We start from the raw sequence: 15,399 nt of genomic DNA on the forward strand, positions 1-15,399 counted from the left end.
AATTAAAATACTTTGATGAACCCTAACGAATCTTATCATATACCCGTACTCCTCAATGAAAGTATTGAGGGGCTGGCAATTAAAGAAGATGGCACCTATGTAGATGTTACCTTTGGCGGTGGCGGACACTCTCGTGCTATCCTTAGTAAATTAGGCGAAAATGGTAGGCTTTACGCCTTCGACCAAGACGCTGATGCTGCCAATAATCGTATAGATGACCCTCGTTTTACTCTCATTCAGCAAAATTTTAAGTTTATAAAACAATATTTGCGCTTTTATAAGGTAGCGCAAGTAGATGGAGTATTAGGTGATTTTGGGGTATCCTCTCATCAGTTTGATATAGCAGAACGTGGTTTTTCTACCCGTTTTGACGGAGCGTTGGATATGCGTATGGATAGACAAAGCGCACTATCGGCACAAGAAGTGGTAAATGATTATAACGAAACCGATTTAGCTACACTCTTTTATACCTATGGCGAGCTGAAAAATGCACGAGCTATTGCACGGGCTATAGTCTCTTTTAGAGAAAATCAACCTATTACTTTAGGAAGTGAGCTGCAAGAGGCACTAAAACCTCTACTTCCCAAACATAAGGAAAATAAACTATTAGCACAAATATACCAAGCAATTCGTATAGAGGTGAATGGTGAAATTACTGCCTTAGAGCAATTTCTACTTCAGCTACCCGAAGTAGTAAAAGTAGGCGGACGCATTAGCTTGATAAGTTATCATTCATTAGAAGACCGTTGCGTAAAGCGTTTTATACGCGATGGACAATTAGAAGGGACACCCGAAAAAGACTGGTATGGCAACGTAAAAGTACCTTTTAAAAAAGTAGGAGGGCTTATAGTTCCTACTGAAAACGAAATAAATAACAACAACAGAGCTCGGAGTGCCAAACTGCGTATAGCAGAACGTGTAGCCTCCTCATAAAATATCTTTGATATGGAAGCTGAAGAAGAAAAAATAAAATTATTAGTACTACAACGCCTAATGTCGTACAACGTTTGGCTGTTTGTTTGCTTTATAGCAGTTTTAATTATCATCAGAATTGGTTATTCACACTCGGCAGATAGAAAGGTAAACCAGATAACCCAACTAAACGAAGAAGTGAATAGTCTCAAAAGCCAGTTTGTTGATATACGCTCTAAGTTACAAAAAGAGCGATTAGAGTCGTCATTATTAGAGCGTTTGGAAACCAGAGGATTAAAACAGCCTGCCAAACCTCCGCAAAGGATTAAGGTATCTGTAAAAGAATAAGAAATGGAAGACGAAAAACCCAAAAAAAAGAAAAAAAAATCTAAAAAGAAACAAAAAGACCATATACAAGACCATAGGCTTAGCCTAACGCGTACGTATGTGGTGGGGGGTGTATTTTTAGTTGTTCTTTTAACTATAGCGTTTAATCTTGTGCGTTTAGTAATAGAGGGAGATGCCTATCGTACAAAAGTAGAGGAAACTACAATGCGTGAAGCTGAAATTATGCCCAACCAAGGGAATTTGTATTCTGATGATGGTAGTTTGTTGGCTACTTCAGTTACACGCTATAATGTGCGCTGGGATGCTCGTACTCCAAAAAAAGAGCTTGTAAATAAACATATTAGGGCACTTTCAGATTCTCTATCTAAAATGTTTGGACGCCGAAGCAGTTTCTACCAAGAAAAATTCAAACGGGCTATGGCTCAGGGTAACCGCTATATGTGGGTGGCTGGTAATTTAGATTATAGCGAATATATACGTATCAGAAAGTTTCCACTATTTGATTTAGGCCCTTTCAAAGGAGGACTTATCATAGAGAAAAATATTACAAGGCGTTACCCCTTAGAAGAAATAGCGCAACGAAGTATAGGCTATGCGCGTACAGATGAAACAGGCTATACAGTGCGTGTGGGGCTGGAAGGGGCTTATGCTAACTATTTATTAGGAACCAAAGGTAAACGCATTGAACAAAAAATAGCAAAAGACCAATGGAAAATAGCAAGTGGATTCAATATCATAGAGCCTAAAGATGGATATGATGTGGTATCTACTATCAATATCAATATTCAAGATATAGCACACCACGCTCTGCTTCAGCAACTAAAAAAATATAAGGCAAAACAAGGGTGTGCTGTAGTGATGGAGGTAAGTACAGGCGAAATAAAAGCAATGTCAAACCTAAAACTAACTTCTAATGGTAGTAAATATGCTGAACTTTACAATTTTGCTGTAGGCGAAGCCCACGAACCTGGTTCTATATTCAAACTGATGACAGTGGTAGCTGCAATGGAAACAAGTAAAATAGACACCTCATATGTAGTGGATATTAGAGACGGAAAACAGCAATACCACGATTCTAAATTTGAAGATTCACAACATAAATTTAGAGGGCCTATTAGTATCAATAAAGCTTTTTCGGTATCATCAAACGTGGGAATGACAGAATTAGTATACAATCTATTTGATAAAAACCCAAGTTTGTTTACCAATAAACTATTGGATATGAACTTAAACCAAACACTAAATTTTCCTATATTAGGAGAAGGTGAGCCTGTAATACTCACACCTCGTGATAAAAAATTGTGGAGTGGTGTAAGTTTGCAATCTATATCAATAGGTTATGCGGTAAAGCTAACGCCACTGCAAAGCCTTACGTTTTACAATGCGATTGCTAATAGTGGGGTAATGGTGAAACCGCGGATGATAAAAGAAGTAAAAGAGTGGAACAAAACAATAGAGAAGTTCAACGTAGAGATTATTAATAAGAAGATATGTTCTAAAGAGACAGCAGAACGTGCTAAGGGAATGCTTGCCGATGTAGTGCAACGCTCATACGGCTCTGCTCATAGGCTCTATTCACCTGACTTTTCTATGGCAGGCAAAACGGGAACTGCTCGTAAGAACTATGCAAATGTAGATAAATCAAAACTGAACTATATATCGTCATTTGCTGGTTTCTTTCCTGTAGATAACCCTGAATACTCGTGTATAGTAGTAATTGATGAGCCCGATAAAAGTGTAGGTATTTATGGGGCTGATGTGGCAGGACCTGTATTTAAGAGCATTGCCCATAAAATCTATACTAACTCTTTACTAATGGCATCGGTGAGTGATGTAGATAAAGTATCAAATACAACTCAGCAAAACTATAATGATTACTATATAAAAGCAGATAAATACAAAACTATTATGCCCGACCTTAAAGGTATGAGTGCTATGGACGCAGTCTCTCTACTTGAAAATATGGGATTACGGGTAAAAATTGCTGGTAATGGAAAAGTAACAGAGCAATCTATAGAAAAAAATACTAAAGTAGCAAGAAATAGTCTTGTATATTTGCAATTAGAATAACTTTTGACAATGATTTTAGAGCAATTACTAAAAGGAATAGCTATAAAAGCTACTCTTTATGTAGAGGGGTTTGAAGATAAAGAGATTACATCTATTTGCTTCGACTCACGCGAAGTGAAACCAGGTTGTATGTTTGTAGCTATAGTAGGTACAAACTCCAACGGACATATTTATATAGACGAAGCAAGCCGAAAGGGAGCGGTAGCTATAGTTTGTGAGAAGTTGCCGCAACTTCTATTCCCTGATATTAGCTATATAGTTGTACCTAACAGCCATAAGGCTTTGGCTTTATTAGCTTCAAATTACTACGAAAACCCGTCTAAAGAGCTAACTTTAGTGGGGGTTACGGGCACTAATGGAAAGACTACTATAGCTACGCTTTTATATCAGCTTTTTAAGAAAAGAGGTGAAAAGGCTGGATTGTTATCTACAGTAGCTGTATATGTAGATGAGGATCGTTATGAAGCTACACACACCACCCCCGACCCACTACAGCTGAATCGTTATCTAAGGGCAATGGTAGCTCAAGGAGTACAATATTGCTTTATGGAAGTAAGTTCGCACGGTATAGACCAAGGACGTACTGAAGGACTGCTATTTGCTGGGGGGGTATTTACAAATTTAACTCGCGACCATTTGGATTATCACGAAACCTTTGCAGCTTATAGAGATGTAAAAAAACGCTTTTTTGATAATTTACCTGCTACTGCTTTTGCTCTTGTAAATAATGATGACAAAAATGGTGCTTATATGTTGCAAAACACTAAGGCTCACAAATATACTTATGCCTTAAAAACAGCTGCAGATTTTAAAGCGTATATTATTGAAAACAGATTTGACGGACTATTATTACGTATCAATCAGCAGGAAGTATGGACAAAACTTATAGGAGAATTTAATGCATATAACTTGTTGGCTGTATTTGGGGTGGCTACTCTTTTAGGTGTAGATAAAATAGAAGCGCTTACATTACTTAGCAGTATAAGCCCCGTTGCAGGGCGTTTTCAGTATGCCGTTTCGGCTACAGGGGTAGTTACTATTGTAGATTACGCCCACACCCCTGACGCTCTTGAAAATGTGCTAAAAACAATAAATGATATACGCACTCACAACGAGACACTTACTACTGTAGTGGGCTGCGGTGGCAATAGAGACAAAGGAAAACGTCCTATAATGGCAGATATAGCCACTACACTAAGTGATAATGTAGTACTTACCTCGGACAACCCACGTAATGAAGAACCAGAGGCTATACTTGCTGAAATGGAACAGGGAGTACAAGCGCAGCATTTTCATAAATTGCAAACCATAACCGATAGACGGCAAGCTATACAAGCCGTATGCAAAAGTGCAAAAAAAGGCGATATTATACTTATTGCAGGCAAGGGGCACGAGACTTACCAAGAGATAAAAGGCATAAAACACGACTTTGACGACTTTAAAATAGTGCAAGAATATTTGGCTCTATATAAGAAATAGGATTATAAATAGCACTGATAATAAGATTATTACAAAAAAAAAGAGAATGAATTGTAAAAAAACTTGTTTTTTATTTGCTTATTAATAATAGCTTTTATACCTTTGCGAGTGCGTATTATATAAAAACGAAAGACTATGCCTGGACAAAACATCAATAAACCTACCCCTATTAACCAAGAAGTAGTATGGGATAAAACCAAAACCATTATTAGTAAAACTGATAAGTTTGGAAATATTACTGATGTAAACCAAACTTTTGTAGACGTATGTGGATATACTGCTAACGAGCTTATAGGTAAACCACATAATATTATACGCCACCCCGATATGCCCAAGATTATATTCAAGATTACTTGGGATAATATCTTAGCAGGACGTAACTTTCACGCTATCATAAAGAATCTTTCAAAATCGGGGAAGTACTATTGGGTAATTACAGATTTTGAAGTGGGTCGTAATATTATGAATGAGGTAGTGAGTATCACTGCCCGTAGGCGTGCCATTCCAGACTATGTAGTTACTGACCATATAGAGCCTTTATACCAAACTCTATTGAAACTTGAAAAGATAGGTGATATGCCACTTAGTAATCGCTATTTCAAAGGTTTCTTAGAGAAACAAGGTAAGTCATACATAGAATATGTAATGAGTATCCTTGAAGGTACAAGTGCTGCTAATCCTTCGGATATGCAATTTGACCCTATAGGAGGTACTAACACTACTGATGAGATTTCAGACGATATATTTAGTGAAGAACACCCATCGGAGAATACAAACATTACACAGCGCAAGAGTTTCTTTGCTAAATTGTTCTCTACAAATTAGTAGTAATAATTGATGAGAGAAAATAAGTACAAAAGGCAATAAACAACAATAGAAATACCTTAAGTTTGAGTATTATTAAATACAAAAAAACTACCAAGTTTCACAACTTGGTAGTTTTTTTATTGTAATTAAAGGAAGATTTAAGCTTCTTTTATTTCTTTTTTATCGCTTTTATCGGTGTTTTTGAGTTTAGCAGATAGTTCCATAGAGATAGCTGTGCGCTCAAATTTTATTTTTCCTGAAAGGGTTTCGAGTACACAAGTATCATCGGTGAGCTCTACAATGCGCCCGTGCATACCGCTTTTGGTGATTACTTTATCGCCTTTCTTCATTTCTTTGATAAAGTTTTTTTCTTGTTTTTGTCGCCTCATTTGGGGGCGAATCATCATAAAATAAAGCACCGCAAATACCAATATATAAGGTGCTAATTGATTTAATGTTTGCATTCGTTATTAATTTAAATTATTGTATTTATCATTTGTTATAGGAGTCCTCGTCCTATTTTTTTTATTTCGTCACTTTCGGTGAGCTGTTTATGAACAGTAGTTAGTATACCATTGATAAAGAAGTTACTTTTGGAGGTGGAATAGTCTTTGGCAAGCTCTAAATATTCATTAATGGTTACTTTGACTGGAATACTTGGAAAATAAAGAAACTCGCTGACTGCCATTTTAATAAGGATAAGGTCGAGGATGGCTACGCGTTCTTTATCCCAATTGGTTAATTTGCTTTCTACTAATTTTTTTAGCTTATCATCATTGAGTACTGTTTTTTTAAGCAAATCGGTGAGGTATTTTTTTTCTTCATCACTATTATATAGTGAAGGGGTGAAATACTTTTGTGGGGGATTAGGGCGTAAATTGGTGAGTAACTTTACAATATAACTATTTACTACAGGATAATCATCTGTCCAAGTAATATTGTAGTCATCAATAAAGTCGTAGAGCTCGTCATTTGGGGCTATAATTTCTTCAAATATAGCGATGACGAAGTCTTTATCGGTATTAAAGTCGTTTTTTTGGGTACTGTATTGCTCGTAGATGCTACTGGAGCATATGTCTTTATAGAGGTTTTTGACGTATTCGTAATGTACATCAAAAAGATTTATATGGGCATTTTCAATAGCATCTTGTAGTGCGTTATTTTGGGAGATAGCACATAGAAGTTGGTTATTAACAATGGCTAAATGGGTGTTGTTATTGGTGGTTAGGTATTTTTTTTGAGCTATATTATGTTGATGGGTAGCGTATTTATGGATTTCGGTAAGTAATGAAAATTGTAGTAGATACAAATCGTACAAATTGGCTGCACTTTCTTCTAAGAATTTCAATTCTTTATCTAAATCTTGACTTTGGCTTTGTTGCAAAGCATATACCGACTGCATTACTTTAGCCCTAATATGTCGTCTTGTAATCATAATTTGTGAGAACTTCTTTAAGCTTGTTTTTGAGGTTGCAAAGGTACGAAAAAACGTGTAATTAGCAAGTAAAAAAGGATTATTTTTAGGGTAAATGTTAATATTTTGCTAATTTTGATGTTTTTTAGGGTTAATTTTTTGGTATGATAAAATATATTCTTACTTTTGTGCGAATTAACTTCATTTAAAAAGTTATCATATGAATAAAACAGAATTAATTGATGCTATTGCAGTAGCATCAGGTGTATCAAAAGCTGATACAAAGAAGGCTGTGGAAGCGTTTTTCTCGACAGTAGAAGATGCTCTTAAAAAAGGTGACAAGGTGTCTATCGTAGGATTTGGTTCTTGGCAGGTAGCTGACAAAGAAGCAAGAGAGGCTAGAAACCCTCGCACTGGCGAAGTTATCAAAGTACCTGCTAAAAAGGTTGTAAAATTTAAGGCAGGAGCTGAATTAGCCGATGCTGTAAACAACTAATTGCTCACTACAAAAGTCCCTTTGCCTTTAGGAGAAAGGGACTTTTTTATTTTTGAATTATGTCACATACTCAGCTGCGCCAGCTCGCTGACTTTCTTTCGCTCAACCTTCGCTTATCCTTCGCTTATCCTTCGCTCAAGGTTCGCTCAAGGTTCGGTGGAACTAGTGGACTAATGAAAGTAATGGGAGTGATGTGATGATGAAATGTGAATCAAAAATAAACAACAACTAAAAACTAATAGTAAGATGAAAATGAAAAAAATAGTGGTGCTTACGGGTGCTGGGGTGAGTGCAGAAAGTGGAGTGAATACTTTTCGGGATGCAGGAGGCTTATGGGAGGGCTACCGTGTGGAAGATGTAGCTACGCCACAGGGATTTGAAAATAATCCTGAATTGGTATTGAACTTTTACAATGAGCGCAGGCAGCAACTATCTACTGTAAAGCCTAATAAGGCGCATCTTTTGATTGCTGAACTACAAAAGGACTACGAGGTGGTGGTGATTACTCAAAATGTAGATGACCTTCACGAACGTGCGGGAAGTAAGCATATTATTCACCTACACGGGGAACTGCTAAAGATGCGTGAGGTGGATAACGATATGGTTACTTACCCTTGTAATCACGATATAAAAGTGGGTGATTTGGGGGTAAATGGAAAACAATTACGTCCGCATATTGTATGGTTTGGCGAAGATGTACCTATGATTATCAGGGCAGTAGAAGAGGTAGAAACTGCTGATATTGTATTGGTAATAGGTACTTCGCTACAGGTATATCCGGCAGCAGGACTGATGCATTACGCTCCTGAAGGTACGCCTATTTATTATATAGACCCTCACCCAAGTATTGGCAGCAGTGGTAATATTACGGTTATTGCCGAAAAAGCGAGTGTAGGGGTAGAAAAAGTGATTGATTTAATTAAAGAAAGATATAAAAATGAGTAATTTTCCTAAATTTTTATTGGCAGACAACACTGATTTTCCTGATGATATCTTTGTTGTGCATTTGGAGTTTCCGCGTTTTGTACTAAATGTAGATACCAATGAGGTGGAATGGCTTGAGGAGTTTGAAGAGGAGGACACCAAGGAACTTGAAACTGAAAGTGAGCGCCTGATAGAAGAGGCTTTGGCTTTTTACGAACGTGAGATTATACGTATTGAAAGAGACGAATATTAGTGATGAAACAGTTAAAAAAACTTATCAGTGATAAAAAATCTTTGCTATGTGTGGGTTTGGATACTGATATGGCAAAAATACCTGCACATTTGCTAAAAGAGGAAGATCCTATATTTGCTTTTAACAAGGCTATTATAGAGGCTACGCATTGTTTTGCGGTGGCTTATAAGCCTAATACGGCTTTTTATGAGGCGTATGGAGAGAGAGGGTGGTCATCTCTAAAAAAGACTATTGCTTACCTGAATGAGTATTATCCTGATATTTTTACGATTGCAGATGCAAAGCGTGGAGATATTGGAAATACTTCGAGCCGATATGCGAAGGCTTTTTTTGAGGATTTGAACTTTGACAGTGTAACGGTAGCTCCGTATATGGGAAAGGATTCGGTAGAGCCTTTTTTAGCTTTTAAAGATAAATATACGATACTATTAGCTCTTACATCAAATGAAGGTGCTTATGATTTCCAGACGCAGCTTGTAGATGGAGAACCTCTTTACAAGAAAATTTTAAGGACGTCATTGGGATGGAAGAACAGTGAGCAACTGATGTATGTGGTGGGTGCTACAAAGGCTGAATATTTGAAAGAAATACGCCAGATAGTGCCTCATCATTTTTTACTTGTACCTGGTGTGGGTGCGCAAGGGGGTAGTTTGGAAGAGGTGTGTAGTTATGGGATGAATGAGGACTACGGCTTGCTAATTAACTCATCGAGAGGGATTATTTATGCTTCGGAAAAAGAGGATTTTGCTGAAGTGGCTGCCCAAAAGGCTGCTGAATTGCAGCAAGAAATGGCTAAATTTATCAAATAACGAATAACAATCTTTTTATGATTACATTTTTAACAAAAGAAAACATTACTCCGCAAATAGAACAAGATGCTCATAATTTATTTGCACAACTGAGCCGACGCTACCAGCGTAGCCTTAGAGAACTATTTGAAGATGAGGAAAAAGCTCCTTACATAGTGGGATATGTGGAGGATGGACGACTAAAGGCGATGGCTTCGATGGCTATTTACCAAGTAATTTCGGGCTACAAGGGCTGGATAGAAGATGTGGTGGTAGATGCTTCGCAACGTGGAAAAAAATTAGGTACGCAGCTAATTCAGCAACTCATCAAAAAAGGAGAATCTTTGGGCTTAGGGGAAATATTGTTATTTTCTTCACCTGATAATGTAGCTGCTATTAAGCTATATGAAAATGAGGGGTTTAAGCATAAAGGAGTGGAGGTATTGGTGAAAGCTTTAAAAGAAATCTACCCTCCTGAAAGCTAATGATTGGATTTTGTTTTGTAATTTTGCAGCCTTATAGATAATAGATAAACGATGGAATTGATAAGAGAGCAACTTGTGCTTCCGAACAATGGCAAGAAATTGTTATTGCACTCTTGTTGTGCGCCTTGTTCGGGGGAGGTGATAGAGGCTATTCAGGCTTCAGGAATAGATTTTACTATTTATTTTTATAATCCTAATATTCACCCTTTAAAAGAATATGAATTACGCAAGAATGAGAATATTCGTTTTGCTGAAAAGTGTGGGATTCCTATTGTAGATGCTGATTACGACAGCGATAATTGGTATGAACGGGCTAAGGGTATGGAGATGGAGCCTGAACGAGGTATTCGCTGTACGATGTGTTTTGATATGCGTTTTGAACGTACGGCTCTTTATGCACACGAAAATGGATTTGATACCATTAGCAGTTCGCTGGGTATTTCGCGCTGGAAGAACTTTGACCAGATAAATGATAGTGGCTTGCGAGCTGCTGCTAAATATGAAGGGCTTACTTATTGGACGCATAACTGGCGCAAGAAAGGAGGTTCGGCACGGATGCTGGAAATAAGTAAGCGAGAGCACTTTTATATGCAGGAATATTGTGGCTGTGCTTATTCGTTGCGAGATACTAACAAATGGCGTTTGGAACACGGAAAAGAGCGTATAAAAATAGGTGAAAAATACTACGGAATAAACTAAAACCCATAATAATATTGATTTCAGCACAAGAATTTTCGGAAGGAAGAATTATTTTGATAGATAAGCCCTTACATTGGTCGTCATTTCAAGCGGTAAATAAGATAAAATGGGCTATCATTAAGCATTATAAACTTAAAAAAATAAAAATAGGGCACGCTGGGACTTTAGACCCACTTGCTTCGGGGTTGCTTGTGCTATGCACAGGTAAATATACCAAGAAAATTACTGAAATACAGGACGCTACTAAAACCTATACGGGGACTATTACTTTGGGGGCTACTACTCCCTCATATGATATGGAAACTGAAGTGGATACCCACTACCCTACTGCTCATATTACTCCTGAAATGATAGAGCAGGTGCGGCAACAATTTACGGGGGAACTACTGCAGACTCCTCCTGTATTTTCGGCTATCAAAAAAGAGGGAAAGCGCTTGTACGAGTTTGCTCGTGAAGGTGAGGTGGTGGAAGTACCGCAACGGACTATTTATATTCACAACTTTGAGATTGATGCTACTAACTTTCCTGAGCTTCACTTTGAGGTAACTTGTAGTAAAGGGACTTATATTCGTTCGCTAGCGAATGACTTTGGCAAAGCTTTAGGTACGGGAGGTTACCTATCGGCATTGAGACGTATAAGGATAGGAGACTACAAGGTGGAGGATGCATTATCACCAGATGCGTTTGTAGAGGCTTATATTCCTGATTTGAGGGGGGGTAATGTTAAGCCTTTGGAGGCTAAGGAGGTGACACCCTCGTTTAAAAAGAAGAAAAAAAACAATTGGTTGGAGCGTGAATGGCAGCAATTTACAGGTATGTTTTCACGAGGTGACAAGGCAATAATGCTTACTTTATTGATACTTTTTGGGACAGTTATTACCCTGATGGCTACGCAGTTGCAACATAAACCTAAAGAAATTTTGATAGAGATGGTGCAATTACCTGATGATGTACCCTTACCTCCTACTCCTATCGATGAGCTTCCTACCTCGCCTACTCCTAATACTTTATCTTCAAACAATCTAACTACTAATGCTTACAACCAAGCAAATCCTCTGCTACAACATTCTACTGATGAAATAAAGACTTTAGATGAGTTGCTGAACGAGCGTATGGCTACTGAAATGGCTACTGCCAAAGATGAGTTGCTAAGTAGCGACCGCACTACTACGGACTTTGTGGTGAATGAAAAAACTAGTGCTGATATAAAGGTGCGTGAAACTGACAAAGTGAATAAAAATACACTTGTAAAATACAGTTTACAAGGCAGAACGGGGGTTATTCCTAATCCTGTATTTACTTGTGAGGCTGAAGGGCAGGTGGTGGTTATCATTACAGTAAATGATAATGGTAGAGTTACAAAAACGAGTATAGACAGACAGCAATCTACTACTGATAACGATTGCTTAATAGATAACTCTCTACGCTATGCCCAACAGGCTAAATTTAATGTTAATATTCAGAAAAAAGAACAAATTGGTTCTATAACTTATATTTTCCAACGTAAAAGATAAAAACTATGACACTTTCCAGACTTATTTACTTATTTATTCTTTCATTTGTTGTAATTGCTTGCAAAAATGCTTCGGATGTAAAGACTGAAGATGCTTTTACCATAGAATTGTCTCCTAAAAAAAGGGCGTACCAAATGGGAGATACGCTTGAAATAAAACTTACTCACCCGCGTTTTGATAGTAAAATAACACAGGCTACTTACAAAATTCATCAACATTCGCTAACGCTTACTGATAACAAGGTGATTTTGGGCGACTTACTCTTAGGAAAACAACCTTTGGTGGTGAGTGTGCGTACTGAGGACGGCAAAGAATATAGGGTAGAAAAGGAGGTTTTACTGCTGGCTGCCACAAGCCCAAAGCTTTACCACTACAATATCTTAAACGTATATGACCACGACCCGATGGCTTATACTCAAGGATTGGAATTTGTGGGGGATACTTTGATAGAAAGTACGGGGCAATACAAAGAATCGTCTATACGAAAATGGAATCCTTTTACAGGGGAAATTTACAAGAATATTCCTTTAGAACCTACTTATTTTGGAGAAGGGGCTACAGTGTTTAGGGGCAAGGTGCTACAACTTACGTGGCGTGAGAATATTGGACTCATATATGACTTACAATTGAACCTACAGCGTACTTTTAAATACAACAATAGTAAAGAGGGTTGGGGATTGTGCCACAATGGTGGGGATAAACTATACAAGAGTGATGATACCGAAAAAATATGGTTATTACACCCTGAAACTTTTGAAGAAAAGGATTTTATACAGCTTTGTACTGATAAATCGCTTTTTACTAATGCTAATGAATTGGAATTTGCTAATGGAAAGATTTATGCGAATACTTTCTTGAAAGATGGGATTATGATTATCAATCCTGAAAGTGGTGCTATAGAGGGAGTAGTGGATGTTCGTGGGCTGAAGGAAAAAGTAGCTCAAAGTGCAAACCTTGATGTGCTAAACGGCATTGCCTACCACCCTACTCGTAATACATTCTTCATTACAGGGAAAAACTGGAATAAGATTTTTGAGGTGGTGTTTGTAGCTAATGAATAGAAAGTGATAGGCTATATACCCACCTTCGACAACCACAATGACGGCATAGATTCTTAACATATTTACTGATTAGCAAATTATTTAATATTTTTAATCCAGATAATTATGTCAGCAACAATTACAAAAACCAGTAAAAAAATTACTGAAAAAGTTACTACAAAAAAAGAGGCTTCAAAGCTTTCTTATTATCAAAAGAAAAAAGCTATTGATGAAATTGCACAATCAATCAATAGAAATGTAACACGAAGAAATCTAATGAAAATGATTTTAGAAGAATGATTTTAGAAGAATGATTTTAGAATTGATAAAAACACAATATTATGTCTTATATAATAACAATTACTAATGACTCTCCTCAAGCCCTAAGCTTTGTGAAGTATGCAAGAACACTTGATTTTGTAAAAGTTACAAAATCAAGAAAAGCTCTTGAAGTTCCTGATAATTTAGAGGAAGACGAGAATGGTATTCCTATTAAATAGAGATGAAAAGATTAATAATTTTAAACAACTTATAGTTCAGTGCCAAAAAATAGGTTCTGAACTCTATAGCAAAGGATTATTAAAACCTTATAACCCTATAAGATAATAAATAAAAAACCTGAAATTATAAAAAAAATTAAAAAAATGCTTATGCAAGGACTTAAAGAAATGAGAGACATAAGAGCTGGGAGAATGAAAGCTGGTAACTTAGACAATCTACTAAATGAACTATAACTGATAAAAATATATCTACAAAAATTATTAGTCTATTACGAGCCACTTAATTTTTCTTCCTCAAAAAGTAACTACAAGGCTGCCCTAAAAAGTTTAAACTAAACTTTTCGGACAGCCTTTGTAGTAAAAGTGAGCGAAATAGATGATGCTTTAAAGCCCCCCTAAATTTCCCAACGCCCAAAACGCTCTCACTTGTTTTCGGTACAAAGATACAAAAAAATAGAAATTAGCAATTTTTTATAAATCAAAAATTAATTAAAAATGCTAATTATTCTCCACTTCCATAGTAAAGAATTCAACTATAGGTATGATGCAACAAAAAGCAAGACAAAACGTTCGTTTTGGCAGGACATCACCGCTTTGAGGCACTCAAACGCCTCAAACATAAAACCGTACCCGTAAAGTACGCTAATGAAGATTATCCCACCGAAGCCGATGCCATACGCTACGCCAAAGAGATAAGCAACGCCAACCGAACCCTCGAAGAGCCCTACGAGCATGCCGCTATCTATCGTAAGTATCGAGAAGAAGGCTATTCTGAAAAAGATATCAACAAAAAATCAGCCCTTGAAGGCAAAAACCGCTTTTATATACTCAATTTATCGTGGCTAAATTCCAAAAGCGCAACGATGAGCAGCCTCGTACAATTTAGCCAAACACAAAGCAAAGACGATAAAGCGGTATCAAGGAAATACCTATGAAATCATTTATTAGAAATATGAATAACTTTCAAGAAGAAAAACAAAAAAGGAAGTCGCTCTAAATAACAAGCGACTTCCTTATAACAGATGTCTAAGATGACTAATAATGTCCCCTCTTGACCTAACGTCCGAAACGTTCTGCTAAACAAAAGCAAGGAAACCAATAGAACGTATATCGGTATCAGTTTTACAAGTAAGCCACTGCCTTACTCAACCTGCAAAGGCAAAACCTTCCTTTTGCAACGCAAAGATACAACATTTTTTATCAATACAAATAATTTACGAGAAAAATATGAGCACAATAGTAGTAACTAATATTGTCTCTTATCTAGTAGGATAAAAAATCATTACTTTTTCAAATAATGATTTTTTAATTTTCTCACTCTACTCTTGAAGGGAAATATCCTTCAGAAAATGTACTCTTTTCAAATTGTTGGGAAAATGTTGGGAAAAATCACACTTTCTAAAACCTAACCAATTAAATACTAAGCACTTAAAAAGCAAACTTGTACTCGGAGCGGGACTTGAATAAAAATCAAAACTCCAACAAAGTATAACTAACTGATTATAAAGGCTTATTCTTACAAGAAAAAAGAACTTTTATACTATATTTTGTCCCGAAACAGACCCGTTGCAAGGTTGCTTTTAATGATACTATTTACTTCAGATAACGCAATCACCACCCAGCAGACCCCGCACCCCTTTCCTGTCGGCTCTAAACTTTTTAAAATTGTT

Annotated in this window: 18 protein-coding genes; 16 read left to right on the forward strand and 2 right to left on the reverse strand. The window is 36.9% G+C overall.

All coding sequences use genetic code 11. The features are described from left to right. The first annotated feature begins 15 nt into the window (after positions 1-15). The 5 genes from rsmH (at position 16) to J4N46_RS10420 (ending at position 5,634) form a co-directional block, all read left to right on the forward strand. The gene (gene rsmH, locus J4N46_RS10400; RefSeq protein WP_208059228.1) at positions 16-933 is read left to right on the forward strand and encodes a 16S rRNA (cytosine(1402)-N(4))-methyltransferase RsmH; all 918 of its coding nucleotides are present in this window, start codon (positions 16-18) and stop codon (positions 931-933) included. A gap of 60 nt (positions 934-993) precedes the next feature. Further along, a complete protein-coding gene (locus J4N46_RS10405; protein ID WP_157049190.1) occupies positions 994-1,260 on the forward strand; it encodes an FtsL-like putative cell division protein in 267 nt (88 codons plus the stop codon). Positions 1,261-1,263: 3 nt separating this feature from the next. Beyond that, entirely contained in the window at positions 1,264-3,330 is a 2,067-nt protein-coding gene (locus J4N46_RS10410; RefSeq protein WP_236013950.1) for a penicillin-binding protein, read from the forward strand. Positions 3,331-3,339: 9 nt separating this feature from the next. Then, positions 3,340-4,809 carry a UDP-N-acetylmuramoyl-L-alanyl-D-glutamate--2,6-diaminopimelate ligase gene (locus J4N46_RS10415; RefSeq protein WP_208059229.1) on the forward strand — a complete coding sequence of 490 codons (1,470 nt, stop codon included), beginning with the start codon at positions 3,340-3,342 and terminating at the stop codon, positions 4,807-4,809. Between the two features lie 135 nt (positions 4,810-4,944). Next, positions 4,945-5,634: a PAS domain-containing protein gene (locus tag J4N46_RS10420; RefSeq protein ID WP_208059230.1), complete on the forward strand. Its 690-nt coding sequence runs from the start codon at positions 4,945-4,947 to the stop codon at positions 5,632-5,634. A gap of 140 nt (positions 5,635-5,774) precedes the next feature. On the opposite strand, the gene yajC is transcribed toward J4N46_RS10420, so the two are convergent. Together yajC and nusB are read right to left on the reverse strand one after the other, a co-directional pair. Further along, entirely contained in the window at positions 5,775-6,080 is a 306-nt protein-coding gene (gene yajC, locus J4N46_RS10425; RefSeq protein WP_009414693.1) for a preprotein translocase subunit YajC, read from the reverse strand. A gap of 35 nt (positions 6,081-6,115) precedes the next feature. Continuing rightward, complete coding sequence (gene nusB, locus J4N46_RS10430) at positions 6,116-7,051, reverse strand: transcription antitermination factor NusB (RefSeq protein WP_208059231.1); 936 nt, start codon at positions 7,049-7,051, stop codon at positions 6,116-6,118. A gap of 199 nt (positions 7,052-7,250) precedes the next feature. Here nusB and J4N46_RS10435 point away from each other — a divergent pair, with 199 nt between their 5' ends. From J4N46_RS10435 to J4N46_RS10485, 11 genes are all read left to right on the forward strand, one after another. Beyond that, positions 7,251-7,526 (forward strand): HU family DNA-binding protein, encoded by a 276-nt coding sequence (locus J4N46_RS10435; protein ID WP_009414691.1) that lies wholly within the window; start codon positions 7,251-7,253, stop codon positions 7,524-7,526. 246 nt (positions 7,527-7,772) lie between these two features. Beyond that, the gene (locus J4N46_RS10440; RefSeq protein ID WP_208059232.1) at positions 7,773-8,471 is read left to right on the forward strand and encodes an SIR2 family NAD-dependent protein deacylase; all 699 of its coding nucleotides are present in this window, start codon (positions 7,773-7,775) and stop codon (positions 8,469-8,471) included. Then, on the forward strand, positions 8,464-8,703 hold the full coding sequence (locus J4N46_RS10445) for a hypothetical protein (RefSeq protein WP_208059233.1): 240 nt from the start codon (positions 8,464-8,466) through the stop codon (positions 8,701-8,703). Before J4N46_RS10440 ends, J4N46_RS10445 begins: the two co-directional genes overlap by 8 nt. Positions 8,704-8,705: 2 nt before the next feature. Next, positions 8,706-9,512 (forward strand): orotidine-5'-phosphate decarboxylase, encoded by an 807-nt coding sequence (gene pyrF / locus J4N46_RS10450; RefSeq protein ID WP_208059234.1) that lies wholly within the window; start codon positions 8,706-8,708, stop codon positions 9,510-9,512. A 17-nt stretch (positions 9,513-9,529) separates the two neighbouring features. Next, complete coding sequence (locus tag J4N46_RS10455; protein WP_208059235.1) at positions 9,530-9,976, forward strand: GNAT family N-acetyltransferase; 447 nt, start codon at positions 9,530-9,532, stop codon at positions 9,974-9,976. 51 nt (positions 9,977-10,027) lie between these two features. After that, positions 10,028-10,675 (forward strand): epoxyqueuosine reductase QueH, encoded by a 648-nt coding sequence (locus J4N46_RS10460; protein ID WP_009414685.1) that lies wholly within the window; start codon positions 10,028-10,030, stop codon positions 10,673-10,675. Positions 10,676-10,689: 14 nt separating this feature from the next. Further along, positions 10,690-12,189, forward strand: coding sequence for a tRNA pseudouridine(55) synthase TruB (truB, locus tag J4N46_RS10465; protein ID WP_208059236.1), 1,500 nt, complete (start codon positions 10,690-10,692; stop codon positions 12,187-12,189). A gap of 5 nt (positions 12,190-12,194) precedes the next feature. Beyond that, a complete protein-coding gene (locus tag J4N46_RS10470) occupies positions 12,195-13,250 on the forward strand; it encodes a glutaminyl-peptide cyclotransferase (RefSeq protein WP_208059237.1) in 1,056 nt (351 codons plus the stop codon). A gap of 105 nt (positions 13,251-13,355) precedes the next feature. Next, complete coding sequence (locus J4N46_RS10475; RefSeq protein WP_208059238.1) at positions 13,356-13,529, forward strand: hypothetical protein; 174 nt, start codon at positions 13,356-13,358, stop codon at positions 13,527-13,529. A 41-nt stretch (positions 13,530-13,570) separates the two neighbouring features. Beyond that, positions 13,571-13,729 carry a hypothetical protein gene (locus J4N46_RS10480; RefSeq protein ID WP_208059239.1) on the forward strand — a complete coding sequence of 53 codons (159 nt, stop codon included), beginning with the start codon at positions 13,571-13,573 and terminating at the stop codon, positions 13,727-13,729. 575 nt (positions 13,730-14,304) lie between these two features. Then, complete coding sequence (locus J4N46_RS10485; protein WP_208059240.1) at positions 14,305-14,664, forward strand: hypothetical protein; 360 nt, start codon at positions 14,305-14,307, stop codon at positions 14,662-14,664. Positions 14,665-15,399: the final 735 nt, after the last annotated feature.

The sequence above is a fragment of the Capnocytophaga bilenii genome (assembly GCF_017565765.1).
GTDB classification, from domain to species: domain Bacteria; phylum Bacteroidota; class Bacteroidia; order Flavobacteriales; family Flavobacteriaceae; genus Capnocytophaga; species Capnocytophaga bilenii.